The sequence below is a fragment of the Akkermansia sp. RCC_12PD genome (assembly GCF_036417355.1).
In the GTDB taxonomy this organism is placed as follows: domain Bacteria; phylum Verrucomicrobiota; class Verrucomicrobiia; order Verrucomicrobiales; family Akkermansiaceae; genus Akkermansia.
Genome location: NZ_CP143889.1, coordinates 2,477,207 through 2,495,215, shown reverse-complemented (window position 1 = coordinate 2,495,215; position 18,009 = coordinate 2,477,207). Strand labels below are relative to the sequence as shown.

Sequence of the window (18,009 nt, the reverse complement as noted above, 5' to 3'; positions counted from 1 at the left end):
CAATCATCCTCCAAGGTTAGCGCAACGGTTTTGAAATTCGATAAAGATTTAAATTTATTTTGGAAAATATCTAAATCATTAATAGTGATGTTATTGAATATGTATTCACATAGTTTCTCCCTTTCGTTCCTGCTTCTTCTTCACTCTTCTCATCTTTTCTAAAACGTTTTCATATCAAAAATTTTCGTTGACTTCGGATTTCAAATTCGTATTATTATACATAAATACATAAAAATTAACACCATAACAAAAAATGCGTCTACACCTGCCTATTGCTCTGCTGGCGGCTGTTCTGGCTTGTTACACCAGTGTTTCCTTGGCCGTCCCAACTTCTGAATCTCCCGCATGGGGAGCGGACTCCACCTTCAATAATAATGAGTCCGCCAATGAATATTCAGTCACTGGGGAGCAATCCTTCAACCTTGATGTAACTTCAGGAAATAACAATTACTCCACAGGGCTTTATTTAGGAGCAGGCTCCTCGTTTACCATTAATCAGAATTCAAACGGCGCCTGTACCATCAATTTGAACGGTTCATTTGCCGGAGAAGGAGATTTGATGCTGGTAGCGGCTAACAAGAATGCCGACTATGCCTCCAAATTTGTGCTTGGTTCCCAGGAAAGCAATTTTAGCGGGAACATTATCCTTTCCCAGAAGAAGACGCAGTCCGGAGGGGCCATTCTCCAGATTACGGGAACGGCGCTCGCCAACGCAACAGTGGATTTGTCGGGCTCAACCAATCAAGGTTCCAACAACCTGACGCTGCAAATTTCCAATGCCGCTTCTCTGGCCGGTTTGAATGATGCCGACGAATTCAGCGGAACGCATAAGGGACGCGTCCAGTCGGCCAATTCCGCCAGAGCGGATCTTACCCTGACGGGCAACGGAGATTACACGTACGGGGGAAGCATCGGGGAAACCACGCAGTACGCCGGGGTGAACGGCAAGACTACTCCCACAGGAGGAATAAATCTAATCATGGCCGGAACGGGTACGCAGAACCTGACGGGAGCCGTCATCAACGCGAATATCACGGCCCAAGGAGGCATCCTGAATATCAATAATTCTTCCCTGGCTTATTCCGGAATAATCACCATGGCAGGAGGAACGCTGAATTTCAACTCCGCCACTCTGGGAACAAATGCAGTACTGAATATGAACGGCACCGGCACATTGCAGAATGTGACTGTTGATGGAGCCAAGTTAACCTATACGGAATCCGGCTCTTCCTTTACCATGGAAGGTGTATCCTTCACTTCAGGTACTATTGACATCGGCGGCGCACTTGACAGCCTGGTGGCGGACGGTCAGAAATACACGTTCGATTTAGGGAGCATCCTTAATACGAACTTTTCCGTCACGGGGCTGAATTCGGACCAATACAACATAAACGGCTCCACGCTTACAATCAATGAAGGCGCGATAGCCAGCGTGACCTGGGTTTCGGCGGGAGCGGACGGAACGTTGGAAAAAACCATCAAAAATGCCTTTACCCTGTCGCTTGACGGAACCGCGACCAATGTCAGCCTGGGATATTTGAACGGAACCCTGACGACCAGCGGGGACAAAGTTTATCAAATCATCAACTCCAGCGAAACCAAAATCAACCTGGCCGGGGTATACAATAGTGGGGCGACCTTGTCGTCCGGCAACCTCAACTACCAGGGGGACATCTGGATGGATATTAACGGAGGGGCGTTTGGCATCATCTCCGGGGGGGTAGACAACGTATGGAGGAACAACCTCCAGACCAGCACACTGACGGGAGACACCCATGTGCAGCTCTCGGGAAACGCCACGGCGGAACACGTCATCGGCGGAAACAAGCAGGGAGCGAGCACAACTCTGACGGGCAGCACAAACGTTACCGTCAAGGATAACGCCATCGTGGCCGGAGCCATCATCGGAGGAAGCACTTCCTCCCATAATGCCGTCACCATCATCACAGGAAACACAAACGTCCTGGTCACCAATATCCAGTATAGCAACAACGCGACCGTCAACCTGGGAGACTTCAGCAACGCAACAAACCAGAACTTCATCACGGGCGGCAGCGCATGGACGGCCAACCAGGTTTCAGGGACGACAATCCAAGGCAGCACCTCGGTAACTGTTGATTTAAGCAATGCGGAACTCTCCGGCACAGACGGGCAAAACAACTTCGTCAAAAACATCTATGGGGGCAGTTACGCAAACACGAAATCCGAAAGCAACGGAGGCATACAAAAAGTGGAAGGAAACTCAAGCGTCTCCATCACCGGAAAAGAAGGAATCATCTTCACGGGAGACATCATGGGCGGCTCTTTCTGGAACTGGGGGGACGGCACCACGCTGACCACCAACGGAAATACCAGCGTCGCCATTGACGGGGGATCCGTCTTCACGGGCCGGATCGTGGGGGGGTCCTGGAGAGGAAGCGCATGGACGGCGGAAGACGCCGCGGCCCTGCCCGTCAGCATTGGCGGCAGCGTCACCGTCACCCTTGGGGCGGGGACCTACCTGGGCGACATCTACGGGGCAGGCAACTGCGGCACGGTAGGAGGCGACGTACTCGTCTCTCTGACGGAAGGAAGCGTCTTTGGAGCGGAAGGGGAAGAAGGCGGCATCATCATTGGAGGAAGCGCCGGAGCGACGGTAGGGGGAGACAGGACGCTTGAATTCAAGGGAAGCTTTGGAGCCACGGACTTCCAACACACAACCTTCACCCAATTTGACAAAATCAACGTTACCGGAGAAGGAACCTCCGCCACCGTTTATGCACTGACTGACAGCCCGTCCCTGACCAAAACCGGAGCGGGAGACCTGAAACTCGGGGCAGACGCGGCAGGAGCAGAAACCATCCTCGGCGGAATCACGGAAGGAATTTCCATCATGGAAGGCAACCTGAACCTCTCCGGAGCCAACGGCAGCCATATGAAGGGGACGTTGAATATCGCCGCCGGCTCCCGTCTGACCGGAGTCACCGGATCCGTAACTGTAGGAGAAGGAGGCCTGGACGGGCTTACCATTGCCCTTGGGACGGAAAACATCGGCCAGGATACGCAGGCATCCGACGCTGTCATCAGCAACGGCAGCGGAACGGGAAGCGCCCCGAACCTGGCCATTGCGGGAGAAGGGCTGACGCTGGACCTGAGCAACGACGCCGTTGTCAACCTTCTGCTGGACCACAAAACCGACGACACCTCCAGCTACCTGACCCTGACCAGCGGAACGCTGACCGTCGGTAACCTGGGCGACATTGCCTTCACTACCGACCTTCTGACCAACTACGGCATCCGGGTCACAGGAACGGACGGTGGCAGCCTGGTGCTCAGCGGAGCGGCCACCGGCCTCTACCGCGTGCAGGCGGAAGGAGGAAACGCTCATGAAGTCAACTCCTATCAAACGCTCTCCGGCTACGCCGGCGTTGTCATCGGCAGTGGCCAGACCTTGACGGTCAACCTGGCTGGAACTCCTGGAGAAGACGACGGCGAAGGAGCTAAAATCAACAACCTGATAGGAGCCTCCGGCAGCAGCCTGGTCGTCAACAACACCGGAGATGGCACGGCCGTCGTCATTCTCAACAACAAAGAAATGACGACGGGAGAAGACGACATTGACCCGGCCGGCCAGGATACCGTCATGGGAGGCAGCATCACGGGAGGCAGCAACGTTGCCTTCATCAAGGAAGGAACCGGGACACTGACGGTTGGAGGAACGATGAACATGGAAACCCTTACTCTGCGTGAAGGCGGCATCGTACTCAACGGCGCGGAAAACTCCCTGGGCACCCTCACGCTGGAAGGAGGCGGCCTGACCATTAACGGCAACGCCGGAATCGGAATCCTTACCGCCACGGAAGCCGGAGGCACCCTGACTATTAAGGGCGCTCTCGACCTGACCGGAACAAGCAGCATGGATTACGGCACCATCACCGGAACCGGCTCCCTCCGCATTCAGGAAGGGGCGGAACTGTCCCTGAGCGGAGAAGCCCGGCTGTCCGGAACGTCCGTCACGCTGAATGGAACTCTGAGCCTGGACGGCACGGGGGACAAGTCCATTCTGCGGCTGTCCGGTTCCGGCGCTCTGGCCTTGAACGGGAACACCCTGTCCATCACCTCCACCACGGCTGGAAGCGCCTCCTTCTCCGGCACTTTGCAGGGAGAGGGCACTCTGGACATCTCCGGAAAGGTCACTCAGGAAATGCGGACCGGGAGCACCGCGTACGACTTGAACGTGCATGACGGCGGCACGCTCGTCCTGAAGGGGACGGAGGCTTCCGCCGGACTTGACTACAGGAATGTGGCGGTGGGCTCTTCCGGCATCCTGCGCGTGGAAGCCACCGGCTCAGGCAGCGGAAACGCCAATACGGCCCTGAATCTGAACAGCATTGACTTCCAGAGCGGTTCCACCACGGAATTCGTGTATAACCTGAACCAGGCGGATCCCTTTGGCTCCGCCATGATCACGGCGGATTCCATCACCATCGGAGATGGAGCCCAGTTCGTGCTTGCCAACATGACGGGCAACACCGGCCTGGGCACGTATGATAACCTGGAAAACGTGGTGCTGATGACGGCGGACCTGATCAATGGACTGGATGAAGGTGCTTCCCTTTCCATCGGGACCACCGGGCTTTTTGCCGTGTACTACAAGGATGCCGTCATGTCCAGGGACGGGAATAACATCGTGTTGAACGCCACCGTTCAGCAGGAAAACATCTTCACTCCCGCCGCTGACTCCTACAATGCGGCAGCCGGTTCCAATCTCCTGTGGGAAGCCAGAAACAATCTGGACGCAACTTCCCAACTGGGCCAGCTCATGAATGCTGTGAGCAATATGATTACGGGGGAAGCTCCGAATCTGTCCGGTGCATCCAGAGCTCTGGCTGCGTCGGCGGGTTCCACGGTCAACGCCCTGGGTACCGCCCAGCGCGACGCGCTGAGAGAACAAATGGGATGGATACGCAACCGCACCAACCAGATGGGCGTCAACCCCGCCTACATCAACGAAGACCTCCCCTACTTCCACATGTGGATGGAAGGCACGGGCTCCTACGCCCAGCTGGACACCAGGGGTGATGAAAGCGGCTACAAGCTCACCACCTGGGGGGGGCACCTTCGGGGTGGACGTGGACCTCAGCGACTCCTTCACGATGGGGGCGGCCTTCACGGCCAACTACGGCGACCTGACGGCCAGCGCGGCGGACACGGCCGACGGCCACCTGGACAGCTACTACGCCAACCTCTTCGGCCGCTACCAAAGCAAGCGCTGGGCCCACACGCTCATCCTGACGGGCGGGTGGAACGATGCCAAACTCAACCGGACGGTGGACTACGGAGCGGGCAGCTACAGGACGCAAGGCAACACCAACGGCTGGGGAATGGGAGCGATGTATGAACTCACCTACGACATCTACCTCAACGAAAACAGGAGCAGCATCCTGCAGCCCCTCTTCAACGCCTCGGTGGTCACCACGCGCATGGACGGCTACCGTGAAACGGGAGCGGGCAACGCGGGCCTGAGCGTGGACAAGCAGGAATGGACGACGGGGACACTTGCCTTGGGCGGCCGGTGGATGGGTCTTGTAGGCAGCAACATCTTCGGGAGGGAAGCGCTGGCGGAACTGCGTATCAACGCGGCCCAGGACCTGGGAGACGACCGGGGAGAAACGTCGGTGGGCTTCCTTGCCAACCCCGGCTACACGCAGCAAGTGCGTGGAGCCAAGGTAGGTCGGACGGCGTTGCAGATAGGAGCGGGCCTGAGCGTGCCGGTAGGGACGCAGGGGACGGTCTTTGTCAACGGCAACGCGGACATCCGCAACGGAGCCAGCTCGGTAAACGGAAGCATCGGCTACCGCTACGACTTCTAAAAAAAGTCAGGACAGATCAGGGGAAATGGTGGAAACACCGTTTCTGCTGCAAAAACAACAAGGCCGCCCGGGGTGAACCGGGGCGGCCTTGTTGTTGAGTGGCTAAATGACTTTAATGGAGCTGGCGTACTTGATGGACAGGTAGAGTTTTTTCTTCATCATTCTGTCCATCAGGTCCATTCCAGCACCGCTTCCGCCCGCAGTTCATCCCCCTGCATGATATGGTGGCAGGTAAGATTCTCCTGGCGGAACAATAGGGACTTCATCTGTTCCCCGGCATGGCTTTCCTTCCTGAAGTGCAGGTGAATGCCAGTCAGGGCGCGTTCCGCCTGCCAGGCTTCCGGCAGGGATTCCAGCGCCCAAACCAGATAGGCGGCATTGTTGATATGACGGTTGAAATCCATATCCCGGCGTTCCGCCGTCCATTCCCGGATTTCCGGCTGAAGGTTCTTCATGTCCAGCCGGACAGCGGAGACTATTTCGTCACAGGGCGCACTTGTCCGCCTGGACAACGTTCAGTTTATCAACAACCGCAATCACGAAGGAAATGGAGGCGCCATTGCCAACGGAAGTACTTCTGACGTTGGAACTCCGGCGGATCCTTTATTCCGGCAGTTTGACCTTTTCCAGGGTAAATACCATGTCGGAAATGTCGCCCTGGGCTTCCTGGATGCGGGAGTTGGTGAAGTAGAGGTATCCGTCATGGATGCTGAATGTGTCCGGCCAGCTGATTTCCTTTCCGGAGGCAAGTGTCCGGATGCTTTTGCGGTCCGGAGTGAGGTACACGATGCTGTTGTTTTCCAGATCACCCATATAGAGGTTGCCCCGGCTGTCCATGATCATGCCGTCGGGCGAAGGCGTTTTCATTTTGGTGATTTTTTTCTCGTCTATCCGGCGGTCTATCAACTGGCGCACCGGTATTCCGTACAGGGTCCTGCCCGTCAAGGCATGGAAATAGAGGATACCGTTCTTTTTATCCAGAGCTATGCCGTCGGAATGGACTTTCCCGTCGTGCCGCCTGCCGTTGACGGTGATGTGGTCCTGCTCCGCGGTCGTGTAGGAGTGGTTGTCCAGCATGCGGTAGTTTTCTCCGCTCTTGATGTCCAGCACGATCAGTCCGGGTTCGTTCGAGTCCGTAAAGTAGATTTTGCCGTGCTCCCGGTCCACGCGCAGGTCGTTGACATAGGACTTGGGTTTGGTCGATTCCGAGAGTGGGTATTTCCTGATCAGCTTGTTGGTGTTGAGGTCGTAGACGTACAAGGTGGGTGTCGCCACCGTGGTTCCTATCATCGGGTTTTTCGTATCAATGATGTAAAGCCGGTCTCTGTCGGCAACGACGGACTGCACGCATACGAACGCGTCTCCATCTTGTGTTTTTCCCTTTTCCCACCGGTTGGTTTTCTCGTCCGGATAGGGTTTGAAGTTTCCCTGCCGGTCCACCTCCGCCACGGAGCAAGGTATTGTTTCATGCCAGCGGGGAAAGTTGACGAAGATTCTGCCCTTGTCCGTGACCGTGACTCCGGTTACCTGGGCTCCCTTGAATGAAGCAACGGGTTCAATTCCGGATTCCGAACGGGCTTCTTGAGAAAAGGAGGCGCACATGGCTGACAGAGAGATGCAGGTTGAAATGATGAAGGCTTTCATGGGAATCATGGAGTTTGATGCGTCTGTTCCTTACGGACAAGCCCCCGCTTTTTATTGTTCAATCAACTGTCCCCTTTTCTTTTCCTGCCAATTACAAGGAAGCAGTCCGGAACATTTCCCCGTTTGGATAAATTGAGTTTTACCCCGGGCGTTGTTTTTTATTCCAGAATATGACGCATCCGTACATTTTCATTTTGAACCGGGAAGGAGGCGGCACGGTCTTTCCTGCCAGCCCCATTTTTTCATGTTCAGGATTGTGCATTATTTATTCCTCCTCCTTTGCCTTTACGGGTACGTCTTCCATTCCCCGGCCCAGGCAGAGACGGTGGAGTACGACCTGTATGTGCGGAATACCCCCGTCAATTTCACGGGAACGGCGCGTCCCGCCATGAGCATCAACGGCAGCATTCCCGGTCCCGTGCTGCATTTTACGGAGGGGGACACGGCAGTGATCCGGGTGCACAACATGATGGATACGGAGACGTCCTTCCACTGGCACGGCCTTCTGGTGCCCAATGACCAGGACGGCGTGCCCTACCTGACTTCCGCACCCGTGAAGCCCCATACCACCCATACTTATACTTTTCCCATTATCCAGAACGGCACGTACTGGTACCATTCCCACAGCGGTCTTCAGGAGCAGAGCGGACTGTACGGAGCCTTCGTCGTCCACAAGCGCAGGAACGATCCGGCGCGCAGAGCGGAGGACACCCTGCCGGAATACACCCTGGTTTTAAGCGACTGGACCAATGAGAATCCGAACGAGGTGAATAGAAAACTCCATACGGGGTCCGACTGGTTTTCCATCCGGAAGGGGAGCGTGCAGAGCTACTGGGAGGCGCTCCGGGCCGGCTATTTGGGCACCAAGCTGACCAGCGAATGGAAACGCATGAACCCGATGGACGTCAGCGACGTGTATTACGAACGCTTCCTGCTCAACGGGAGCCCGCATGCTTCCCTGCCCCGTTTGAAGGCCGGGGACCGCGTGCGGCTGCGCATCGTGAACGGGGCTTCCTCCACTTATTTCTGGCTCAGATATTCCGGCGGGAAAATCCGCGTCGTGGCCAGCGACGGCAAGGACGTGGTCCCCGTGGACGTTGACCGGATGATTATTGCCGTTTCAGAAACCTACGATGTGATCCTGACCGTGCCGGAAACAGGCAGGGCTTTCGAGTTCCAGGCGACGGCGGAGGATACCACCGGGTCTTCCTCACTGTGGCTGGGGCATGGGGAGAAGCAGCCCCTGCGTCCCTTTCCCAAGCTGAATTATTTCAAGAACATGAAGAGGATGAACGGCATGATGACCATGGGCGGGAGCATGAAGATGATGAACATGGGCTCCGGCTCCATGCCCGGCATGAAGCACATGAATCATAACATGTCCGGAGGTATGGATTCTCCCCGTGCGGGTGGCATGCACATGATGTCCATGTCTTCTGGCAGTTCCCATGGAAAGCATCATGCGGAGGACATGCAGGAAGACGAAGGAGAGGTTACGCTGACGTACGATATGCTGAGGTCCCTCGCAAAAACGAACCTCCCCTCCGGCGTTCCCGTGAAGGAACTGCATTTTCAACTGAGCGGAAATATGAACCGCTACGTCTGGAGCATCAACGGCAGGACACTGTCGGAAACGGACCGGATCATGATCCGGGAGGGTCAGAATGTCCGCATCATCCTGACCAATAATACGATGATGAGGCACCCCATGCACCTGCACGGGCATTTTTTCCGCCTGGTCAACAAGCAGGGGGATTTTTCCCCGCTGAAGTTCACGGTGGACATCCAGCCCATGGCCACGCAGGTGATTGAGTTCAATGCCGCGGAGAAGACGCGGGGCAACTGGTTTTTCCACTGCCACATCCTGTACCACATGATGAGCGGCATGGGGCGTATTTTCACGTATGAGGATTCGCCGCCCAATCCCCAGCTTCCCCATCCCCGCCAGGCGCTCCAGCACGTTTACGCAATGGACCGTAAATGGTACCTGACCGTAAATAATGATTTTGCCTCTAACGGGAATATAGGGGATCTGGAGTTCGGCGGCACGCGCTGGAGCATCCAGGGAGAGTGGCAGACAGGATACAAGGATACCCGCGGGTATGAAGCTGAAGCGCGCCTGGGCAGGTACATCGGAGAAAAGCAGTGGCTTTATCCCTACATCGGCATGGATTGGACATACAGGAAGGGCGAGGCCGGGGAACGCAACATGTTCCGCCAGACCACCAGGAAGGACCGTGAACTGGACGGCACCCTGGGAACACGGTACACGCTGCCTCTGCTGCTGGTGGCGGACGCCCGCATTGATACCGACGGGAAGGTGCGTCTCCAGCTTGAACGGGACGATATTCCGCTGACATCGCGCCTGCGCCTGAGCTTTTCCCTGAATACGGACCGGGATTATTCCGTTGGACTGCATTACATCCTGACGCCTCATGTGAGCATTTCCACCAATTACGACAATAACCTGCACTGGGGTGTAGGCCTGATGCTGACTTATTGACGCCTTTGCCCTCCCGTTTTTGCTTGTGTCCGCACCGGACGCCCTTATCATCGGCAACGTGCCGCAAAAGATGAATTGGGAACAGCTTCTGTCAGACGCCCGCTGGGGATCAAGCCACCAGAGTACGGCGGCTCCGCAAAAGCACCGCAGCAATTATGACCGGGATTACGGGCGCATCCTGTTTTCCAGCGCTTTCCGCCGCCTTCAGGATAAGACGCAGGTGTTTCCTCTGGGGCGCAACGATTATGTGCGCACCCGCCTTACCCACAGCCTGGAGGTGGCCCACGTCGGCTCTTCCCTGGGCATGCTGGTGGGAGAATGGCTCTCCGGAAAAGACTCGCTGCCGGCCCATATCATTCCTTCCGACCTGGCTACCATCGTTTCCACCGCCTGTCTGGCGCACGATATCGGGAATCCTCCGTTCGGCCATTCGGGGGAGGATGCCATTGAGACGGCCCTGTTCCGGCATGGATTATCGCGCCCGTTTGAAGGGAACGCACAGGGCTTCCGCATCCTGACCCGCACCGGAGACCCCATGGAGGGCAAGGGCCTGAAGCTGACGGCTGCCGTGCTGGGCGCTTTCATGAAGTATCCCTGTACACAGTCCTATTCCCTTAAAGCCAAACAGAAGATGCTTACTCCCGACAACAGTCTGGAATGCAAAAAGTTCGGCATAGGCAGCCAGGAAATGGAAGCCGCCGCATTTGTGGCGGGCAGCCTGGGCCTGATACCCCGGACGGAGGCGGAAGGAAACGACCTTTGCTGGTGCCGCCATCCCCTGGCTTTCCTGATGGAAGCCGCGGACGATATCTGCTACCGCATTGCGGATATTGAAGACGGCTTTTTCTCAAGAATCCTGAGGTTCGACCACGTCATGGAATTGTTCCATCCCTTCCTGACTCCCTCTCAAAGGGAGTATGCCGAAGATCTGGCAGTACGGAGGGAGGAGGATTCCTGCGTACATTACATGCGGGCGCTGGCGATCGGCAGAAGTATCCGCGCCGTAGTAGAGGGCTTCAAGGCCTATGAAGACCGCCTTCTGGACGGGAGCATGGAAAAGTCCCTCATTGACGTTTCCGAACTGGCCGGACCTCTGGACCGTCTTTACAAAGATGCCATACGCGACGTTTACCAGACGCAGGACGTCATTCAGGTGGAGGCCATGGGCTACAAGGTGCTGGGAGAATTGATCGACTTTTTCATGGAATGGGTGGACAACCCCGGTTCCGGACAAGCCAGAAAGGTAGCCATCCTTTTGCAGGGAACCCTTTTGCCTGCGGATGAAGAGTCACGGGAAAAACGCCTGATCCATATGCTGGATTACATTTCCGGCATGACGGATTCCTTCGCACTGGAAACATACAGGAAATTGACTGGCATCCACTGACGGGCTTTTCACGGTTTTCCCGGCAATGAAAATGGCTGCCCCGGTAAACGGAGCAGCCATCCTTAACATGATCACGAATATTCAGCAGAAATCTTAAAAGCAGAAGTTGGTTTCTATGTTTTTCAACCGCTCCCGAACAGCTTCAGGCACGGCGTCCTTTTCCTGCTGGGTGTTGTAGGGGCCGGAATAAAGTACCTTTCCGGAGGGGTCCGTTACATGGACGGAGGTCCCGGTCTGAGAGTTGGAGGAAATAATAATCGTGCCGTTGTTGTCCGTCATGCGGACGGATGAAGAGCCAGAGACTCCCCCCGGAAGGTTCCCCATGGAGGGCATGGGCATCTTCTGCAGATTTTGAAGGCTTCTGAGCACCTGGGCCGACCCAGGAGTCAGGTTCATCCTGCTAAAGACGTCATCCATTCCGGGATCATCCATCACGGAATTTTTCAGGAATTCATCCATGATCTGCTGCATCCGGTCAAAGGCATCCGGCTGCGTTCCGAGCAGCCCCTGAGGCAGGGTGGGACGAGGGGAAAATCCACCGGGAGACGTACGGGGATGCGAACGAGGATCACCCTGGGCCGCAAGAATTTCCTCGGCGGAAAGCGTTCCGGCATCCAGAGTCAGGTCTGCCGTTTCTCTTTTGCCCTTGCGGTAAAGCACTGCAGTTATTTTGTCTCCCGGCGCCTTGTCCGCCAAAGCTTCCGTCACGGAACGGGGGCCGGACAAGGACATGTCCCCCAGCTTGACAACGACGTCGTTTTCCTGCAAGCCAGCCTTGGCCGCCAGACTGTCCGGAATAACCTTGGTCACCAGCACGCCGGGAAATCCGCTGAGCTCCAGCTGGGCCACAAGCGCCTGCGGAACCGTGCCGGGCACAATGCCCAGCCTCACGGGCCGGGACGCAGGCAGAGGAGCAGGCCGGGAAGGATAAGGAGTAAGAGAGGGAGGCTGAAGAGCGGCAGTATTTCCAGCGGGCCGGTCAATAGAGAAACCGGAACCCGTACTTATCAACAGCCCCAATGTCAGAAAGGTACAGGTTTTCATATTCATGTGAGATAATATACAATGTCCGGACACTGCATGTTCAAAAATTTGCATATTTTTTTCAATCCACGGCAAAAAAGAGGCCCCGGATCATCAAAATCCGGGGCTGGCGCTACTGAACGGCCCATTGAAGAATTACTCAATATTCCCTTTCAGGAATGATTTTCCTGCTATTTGCCGGGGCCACGACCGGCACCCGCTCATCTCCCCCCTGCAGTTCAAAAATGGTGGGGTTACGATAAGATTCCTGGTGCTCTTCCGGGAGGGGGACGCTTTCCGATTTTTCCGCAATGGCCTCTGCCCCGTCGCTGCGGGAGTCCAGCATGTTCTGCATGAGCAGCATGGCTCCAACAGCCGCCGCCACGGAAATTCCGGAGACATAGGCCAGCTTCCTCCACATGCGGCCGGAAACATTTTTTTCCTGCTTCACCTCTCCCTCGGCTTCCATGGCGTAAGCCATTTTGCAGACGGAGAATTCCAGCATGGAGGAGGCGGAGAATTTTTTCAGGCGGTCTTCCATTTCACGCTCGGATTCAGTGCACATCAGGGAGCAGCATTGCTCCCGAAACAGGATTTTTGCAGGCGCCGGCTGAAAACGCTTCAGCAGGGATTCCATTTCATGAATTTCTTCATCGGAAATTTCATGCCGGACGCGGTCATTCAGGGGGAATATTTCCTCACACCTGACGGCCAGGCGGGCAATGAGTTCATCGGATACGGGGAGAGGCTGGATAGTGGCGGTACCGCCGCCGTCTTCCTCTGAGGATGATGCTGATTCATGTTTCATAAGAGTGGAGCAGGTATGTTCAAATTTCTTCTTTTCTGTTTCTCAACGCTTTCCGGAGCATGTCAATGCCGTAGCGGTAGCGGCTTGCCACCGTGTTCTGGGATATTTCCAGCGTCTCCGCTATTTGCAGGAAGGTCTGTTCACCCCATATTTTCAGCACAATGACTTCGGAAAATTTGGAAGGGAGCTTTTTGAGCTGCATCTCCATGAATTGCTTGAGCTCCTCATCCGCAGCAGAGCTGGAAAACCAGGGGTCCGTACACGCATCCTGCGCCGGATCGGCGCTGCACGCCTCGTCCTCGCGCCTCTGGCGGCGGTCCGCCTTGCGGCCATAGTCCACGGCCAGGCGGCGGATGGAGGCAAAGACATAGGAGAGCCACGCTTCCTGGCCGCCCACGAATTCTCCTGCGGCTTCCTTGCGCGCCAGGCGGACCAGGGCATCCTGGAGAATGTCCTCCGCATCCTCCGGGGAACGGGATTGCTGGCGTGCGAACAGGAGAAGCTGGGACACATGGCGGCGCAGCCATTCATCCCAGCTCAGCAGATGATCGGCATCCTCATTCATTTCCTGTTCCATGGCCTGTGCGGACATATTCATTTCCTCGTCTTGCGGTCTTTCTATCATCATAGCGGAATGCCATCTTTCCTTTGTCTAAATATTATACGGAAAAATCACTCTTCCCTCCGTGGGGAGGGAAGGAAACCGTATTCAGCCGCATGAACGGGAAAATAGCAAGAACAAGGAATGCAGCCCTCTTATTTTTCGCGTGCTATGATTTTTTCCATATTTTCTATCCAGGGTTGCAGCCTGGAGGATTCCTTGGAGCCGGGATCGGAATCGCGTGCGCTTTTCAGGTATTCAAGGGATTTAGGATAGTTGCGTTCCAAGGCATAGCTGTCACTGATGAATTTATTCAGTTTCAAACGGATTGGTGGCAGGAGATCGGGAGACGACAGTATTTTTTCAGCTTCTTCGCGGCTCTTCCGGAGCTCCTCACCTCTTATCTTCCCCCTCTGAGAGAGATAAAATTGCTCAAGCATCTCACTTTGCTGCGCCATCATGCGCGCTTCCTTCTCCTTCTTTCCAAATCCGAACCGGTCTTCCGGGTCAGACGCCATGATTTCCGCGATCAATTCCTTGTGGTATCCCTGCAATTCCGCGGGCACTTTTTCCAGAGCCTTCGCCAGGGCGGCAGCCCGTTCGCTGCCGGAGAGCTTCCGGGCAACGGCAATTTCCCCGTTCAGCGAATTTTTCAGATCCTGGGCCTTTGTCAGCTTTTCCAGATATTCCGGCGCCGTTTTTGTGGGCCCCACGATCCGGGCATAGGGAGCTCCGGTTCCGTCCATCAGCATCACGGTGGGAAAACCGGTAACGCCATACCGCCGCATAATGTCCTCTCGTTCCTTCATGAGTTCCTTAGAGATTTTCCCCGGCGTACGCGGAAAGTCCAGTTCCACAAGCACCAGCTTGTTTCTTTCCGCATAGTTTGCAAATTCCGGAGAGTCCAGAATGGTACTGCGCAGGTATTTGCAGGGCGGGCACCAGTCGGAACCGGTGAATTCCACCATCACGGTGCGGTTTCCGTCCCTGGCCGTCTCCAGTCCCTTGTTGAAATCAATCTCCCAGACCGGAGCGGCGAGAGTGGCGGGAGCTACGGCCAGAGAAAGTGAAGCCGTCCCTGCTATATGAAAAAAGGTATTCATCTTACAGGGCACAATAACACAAATTGATGCGGTGTCATCCCATTTTTAACACTTCCGCACCCGGAAGACCCCACCATTCCCGGAAGCCTCCACCCGGCTTCCGGGAAATGGATGGAGGATTATTTTCCCGTGGAACGGCGGCGGATGTCCTGGCTCAGGCGCATGGCGCAGAAATCCGGGCCGCACATGGAGCAGAAATGGGCTTTCTTGGCATTGGCATGGGGGAGCATCAGATCATGGTAGGAACGGGCCTTCTGCGGGTCCAGGGACAGGTTGAACTGATCCTCCCACCGGAATTCAAACCTGGCCTGGGCCAGGGCGTTGTCCCGCCATTGGGCGGAGGGGTGGCCCTTTGCCAGATCAGCCGCATGGGCCGCCAGCTTGTAGGTGACCACACCTTCCCGCACGTCCTCCCTGTCCGGCAGGCCCAGGTGTTCCTTGCGGGTGACGTAGCAAAGCATGGCGCAGCCGCGCTGCCCGATGATCGCCCCGCCGATGGCCCCGGTAATGTGGTCGTAGCCCGGAGCAATGTCCGTCACCAGCGGTCCAAGCGTGTAGAAGGGAGCTTCCATGCACCATTCAAGCTGCTTGTTCATGTTTTCCGCAATGAGGTGCATGGGCACGTGGCCCGGGCCCTCGTTCATCACCTGAACGCCGGCACGCCAGGCGCGCATGGTCAGGTCTCCCTGGATTTCCAATTCCGCAAGCTGGGCAAAGTCGTTGGCGTCCGCCACGGAACCGGGGCGCAGCCCGTCGCCGATGGAGACGGCGATGTCGTACGACGCCAGAATGGAGCAAATTTCATCCCAATGGGTGTAAAGAAAGTTTTCCTGCTCATGGCTCATGCTCCACTGGGCCATGATGGAACCGCCGCGGGAGACGATACCCGTCATGCGCCGGGCCGTATGGTTCACAAACCTGAGCAGCAGGGCGGCATGCACGGTCACGTAGTCCACACCCTGGCGGGCCTGTTCAATGAGAGTGTCCCGGAAAATTTCCCAGCTCAGGTCCGCCACGTTGCCGCCCACCTTTTCCAGCGCCTGGTAGATGGGCACGGTCCCGATGGGCACGGGGGAGTTCCTCAGAATCCATTCACGGGTGGCGTGAATGTTCTTTCCGGTGGAAAGGTCCATCACGGTGTCCGCCCCCCAGTGGATGGCCCAGCGCAGTTTTTCCACCTCCTCCTCAATGCTGGACCCCAGGGCGGAATTGCCGATGTTGGCGTTGATTTTCACCAGGAAATTACGGCCTATGGCCATGGGCTCGCATTCCGGGTGGTTGATGTTGGCGGGAATGAGGGCGCGGCCTGCGGCGATTTCATCCCTGACGAATTCGGCCGTGAAATACGCGGGCATGCGGCAACCGCTCCTGCGCTCCGGCGCGTGCTGATGGTCCAGACGGTCGCGCGCCACCATGCTTGACGGCCCGAATCCTTCTGCGGCTTCCAGCCCGGACGGGCGCGGCATCACCGTCAGTGCGTCCAGGATTTCTCCGGCCTCGTCCGGACGGCTCTTTTCATTCGGGTAACGGTCGTAAACAGCCTTGAATACTTGTTCGCGGCCCAGATTTTCACGGATGGCTACAAACTCCATTTCCGGCGTAATCATTCCGCGCCGGGCATAGTGCCGCTGGGTCACGGGGCCTTCCCCGGCAGCCTGGAGGCAGGGGCCATTCTCCGTAATCACTTCCTTTACATCGCCGCGGGAGCGTATCCATGCGGCTCGCAGGGCCGGCAGCCCCTGCTCCGCAGAGCCTGCATAGGCTTCGTCCCCCCACGGGCCGGAACAGTCGTAAATGTGTACGGGATCATTGGAATGGACGGTGCCGTCCGGCAGCAGGGTATCGCTCAGGATGACTTCCCTCATGGGAACCTGTACGTCCCGATGAAGGCGGCCCGGAATATAAATGCGGCGGGACCCGGGATAAGACAATTTGGCGGTATCGTTCATGGCATGGATGCTGTTAAGTACCGGCAAGGGATACGCCGCCGAACGGAACATCCGCAAAAAACGGGTTACGGCCCGCTTGATCGAACTCCCTGCGGCGGAATTACCCGCATCAGGTTTGAAGGGTCCTGCGGAAACAGCATGCTGCCGCAATCTCAGCCTTTTTGTCTGTGGCACCCCTGCCGAACTTGGAAGGAGAGTAGCACGGACATTCCCCGCATCCAAGCGTTTTCATTCCGGCCAACAGGACAGGAAAATGCCGGAAGATTTTTCCCGGCATTTCCGATATGGGATCCTGGATTACCAGGAAATCCATTCCTTTCCATCCTCCGGACGGAATCCTTCGAAAAGAGGGAACAGACCCGTTTTCATCTCGTCATTCCGGAAGAATGGGATAAATATATTTTCCGGGCCATTCGCCCTTCCGGACGCAACTTTCCCCCGGGTGCAGTGTTTATACAAGGGACTTTTCATGGACGAAGCACGAGACATGCCATCCGCCGTACCGGACGAAGACGCCCTGCTGATGCTGAGGGTCAGGGACGGGGACGCCTCCGCCATGGAAATGCTGATCCGCAAACACCAGCATTCCGTGTACGCCACGGTGGCCCGCATGCTGAACAACGGTCCGGAAGTGGAAGACATTGCCCAGCAGGTATTCATCCGCGTATGGCGCGGAGCGAAGAATTACGAACCTTCCGCCCGTTTCACCACCTGGATGTTCACGATTCTCCGTAATCTGGTATTCAATGAAGTCCGCCGCCAGAAGCGCAAGCCCACCACATCTGCGGATGCCATTGAGGAGGAAGGAGGTGCTATTCTGTTTCTGGAAGGCTCCCAATCCCCGGACGCCGCGCTACAACAAACGGAGCTTCAGCAAGCCGTGGATGACGCCATTGCAGCCCTGCCGGAAAAGGCGCGCCTGGCCGTCCAGCTCCGCCGCTTTGAGAACATGCCTTACGAGGAGATAGCCAAAACGCTGGAAATGACCGTTCCGGCTACTAAAAGCCTTCTGTTCCGCGCCCGGAACATGCTGAAGGAGGCTCTGGCTTCCTTCCTGTCCTGACCAGCGGGAAAAGAAAAAGCCGCCCCGCATAGGAAGCGAAGCGGCTCGAATTCCACCAAACCGGGGTTCTGCCGGA

General features: G+C 56.4%; 11 protein-coding genes and 1 riboswitch. Of the genes, 4 read left to right on the top strand and 7 right to left on the bottom strand.

The features are described from left to right. The first annotated feature begins 526 nt into the window (after nt 1-526). Nucleotides 527-5,380 carry an autotransporter domain-containing protein gene (locus tag V3C20_RS10575; RefSeq protein ID WP_330935379.1) on the top strand — a complete coding sequence of 1,618 codons (4,854 nt, stop codon included), beginning with the start codon at nt 527-529 and terminating at the stop codon, nt 5,378-5,380. A 642-nt stretch (nt 5,381-6,022) separates the two neighbouring features. On the opposite strand, the gene V3C20_RS10570 is transcribed toward V3C20_RS10575, so the two are convergent. Next, complete coding sequence (locus V3C20_RS10570; RefSeq protein WP_330935378.1) at nt 6,023-6,307, bottom strand: hypothetical protein; 285 nt, start codon at nt 6,305-6,307, stop codon at nt 6,023-6,025. A gap of 148 nt (nt 6,308-6,455) precedes the next feature. Then, a complete protein-coding gene (locus V3C20_RS10565; protein WP_161981275.1) occupies nt 6,456-7,496 on the bottom strand; it encodes an L-dopachrome tautomerase-related protein in 1,041 nt (346 codons plus the stop codon). 244 nt (nt 7,497-7,740) lie between these two features. On the opposite strand from V3C20_RS10565, the gene V3C20_RS10560 reads away from it, so the two are divergent. Together V3C20_RS10560 and dgt are read left to right on the top strand one after the other, a co-directional pair. Further along, complete coding sequence (locus tag V3C20_RS10560) at nt 7,741-9,999, top strand: multicopper oxidase domain-containing protein (RefSeq protein ID WP_130083711.1); 2,259 nt, start codon at nt 7,741-7,743, stop codon at nt 9,997-9,999. Between the two features lie 25 nt (nt 10,000-10,024). Then, nucleotides 10,025-11,386, top strand: coding sequence for a dGTP triphosphohydrolase (gene dgt, locus V3C20_RS10555; protein WP_149873370.1), 1,362 nt, complete (start codon nt 10,025-10,027; stop codon nt 11,384-11,386). Nucleotides 11,387-11,479: 93 nt separating this feature from the next. Here the strand turns inward: dgt and V3C20_RS10550 are convergent, their stop codons facing one another. From V3C20_RS10550 to thiC, 5 genes are all read right to left on the bottom strand, one after another. Further along, nucleotides 11,480-12,430 (bottom strand): PDZ domain-containing protein, encoded by a 951-nt coding sequence (locus V3C20_RS10550; RefSeq protein ID WP_330935377.1) that lies wholly within the window; start codon nt 12,428-12,430, stop codon nt 11,480-11,482. A 139-nt stretch (nt 12,431-12,569) separates the two neighbouring features. Next, a complete protein-coding gene (locus tag V3C20_RS10545; protein ID WP_130083714.1) occupies nt 12,570-13,217 on the bottom strand; it encodes a hypothetical protein in 648 nt (215 codons plus the stop codon). Nucleotides 13,218-13,236: 19 nt separating this feature from the next. Beyond that, complete coding sequence (locus V3C20_RS10540; RefSeq protein ID WP_330935376.1) at nt 13,237-13,809, bottom strand: sigma-70 family RNA polymerase sigma factor; 573 nt, start codon at nt 13,807-13,809, stop codon at nt 13,237-13,239. A 164-nt stretch (nt 13,810-13,973) separates the two neighbouring features. Further along, complete coding sequence (locus V3C20_RS10535; protein WP_130083716.1) at nt 13,974-14,921, bottom strand: thioredoxin family protein; 948 nt, start codon at nt 14,919-14,921, stop codon at nt 13,974-13,976. 119 nt (nt 14,922-15,040) lie between these two features. After that, complete coding sequence (gene thiC, locus V3C20_RS10530) at nt 15,041-16,870, bottom strand: phosphomethylpyrimidine synthase ThiC (protein WP_130083717.1); 1,830 nt, start codon at nt 16,868-16,870, stop codon at nt 15,041-15,043. 68 nt (nt 16,871-16,938) lie between these two features. Next, nucleotides 16,939-17,058, bottom strand: a riboswitch (TPP riboswitch). A gap of 281 nt (nt 17,059-17,339) precedes the next feature. Here thiC and V3C20_RS10525 point away from each other — a divergent pair. Then, a complete protein-coding gene (locus V3C20_RS10525; protein ID WP_130083718.1) occupies nt 17,340-17,933 on the top strand; it encodes a sigma-70 family RNA polymerase sigma factor in 594 nt (197 codons plus the stop codon). The last annotated feature ends 76 nt before the right edge of the window (nt 17,934-18,009 follow it).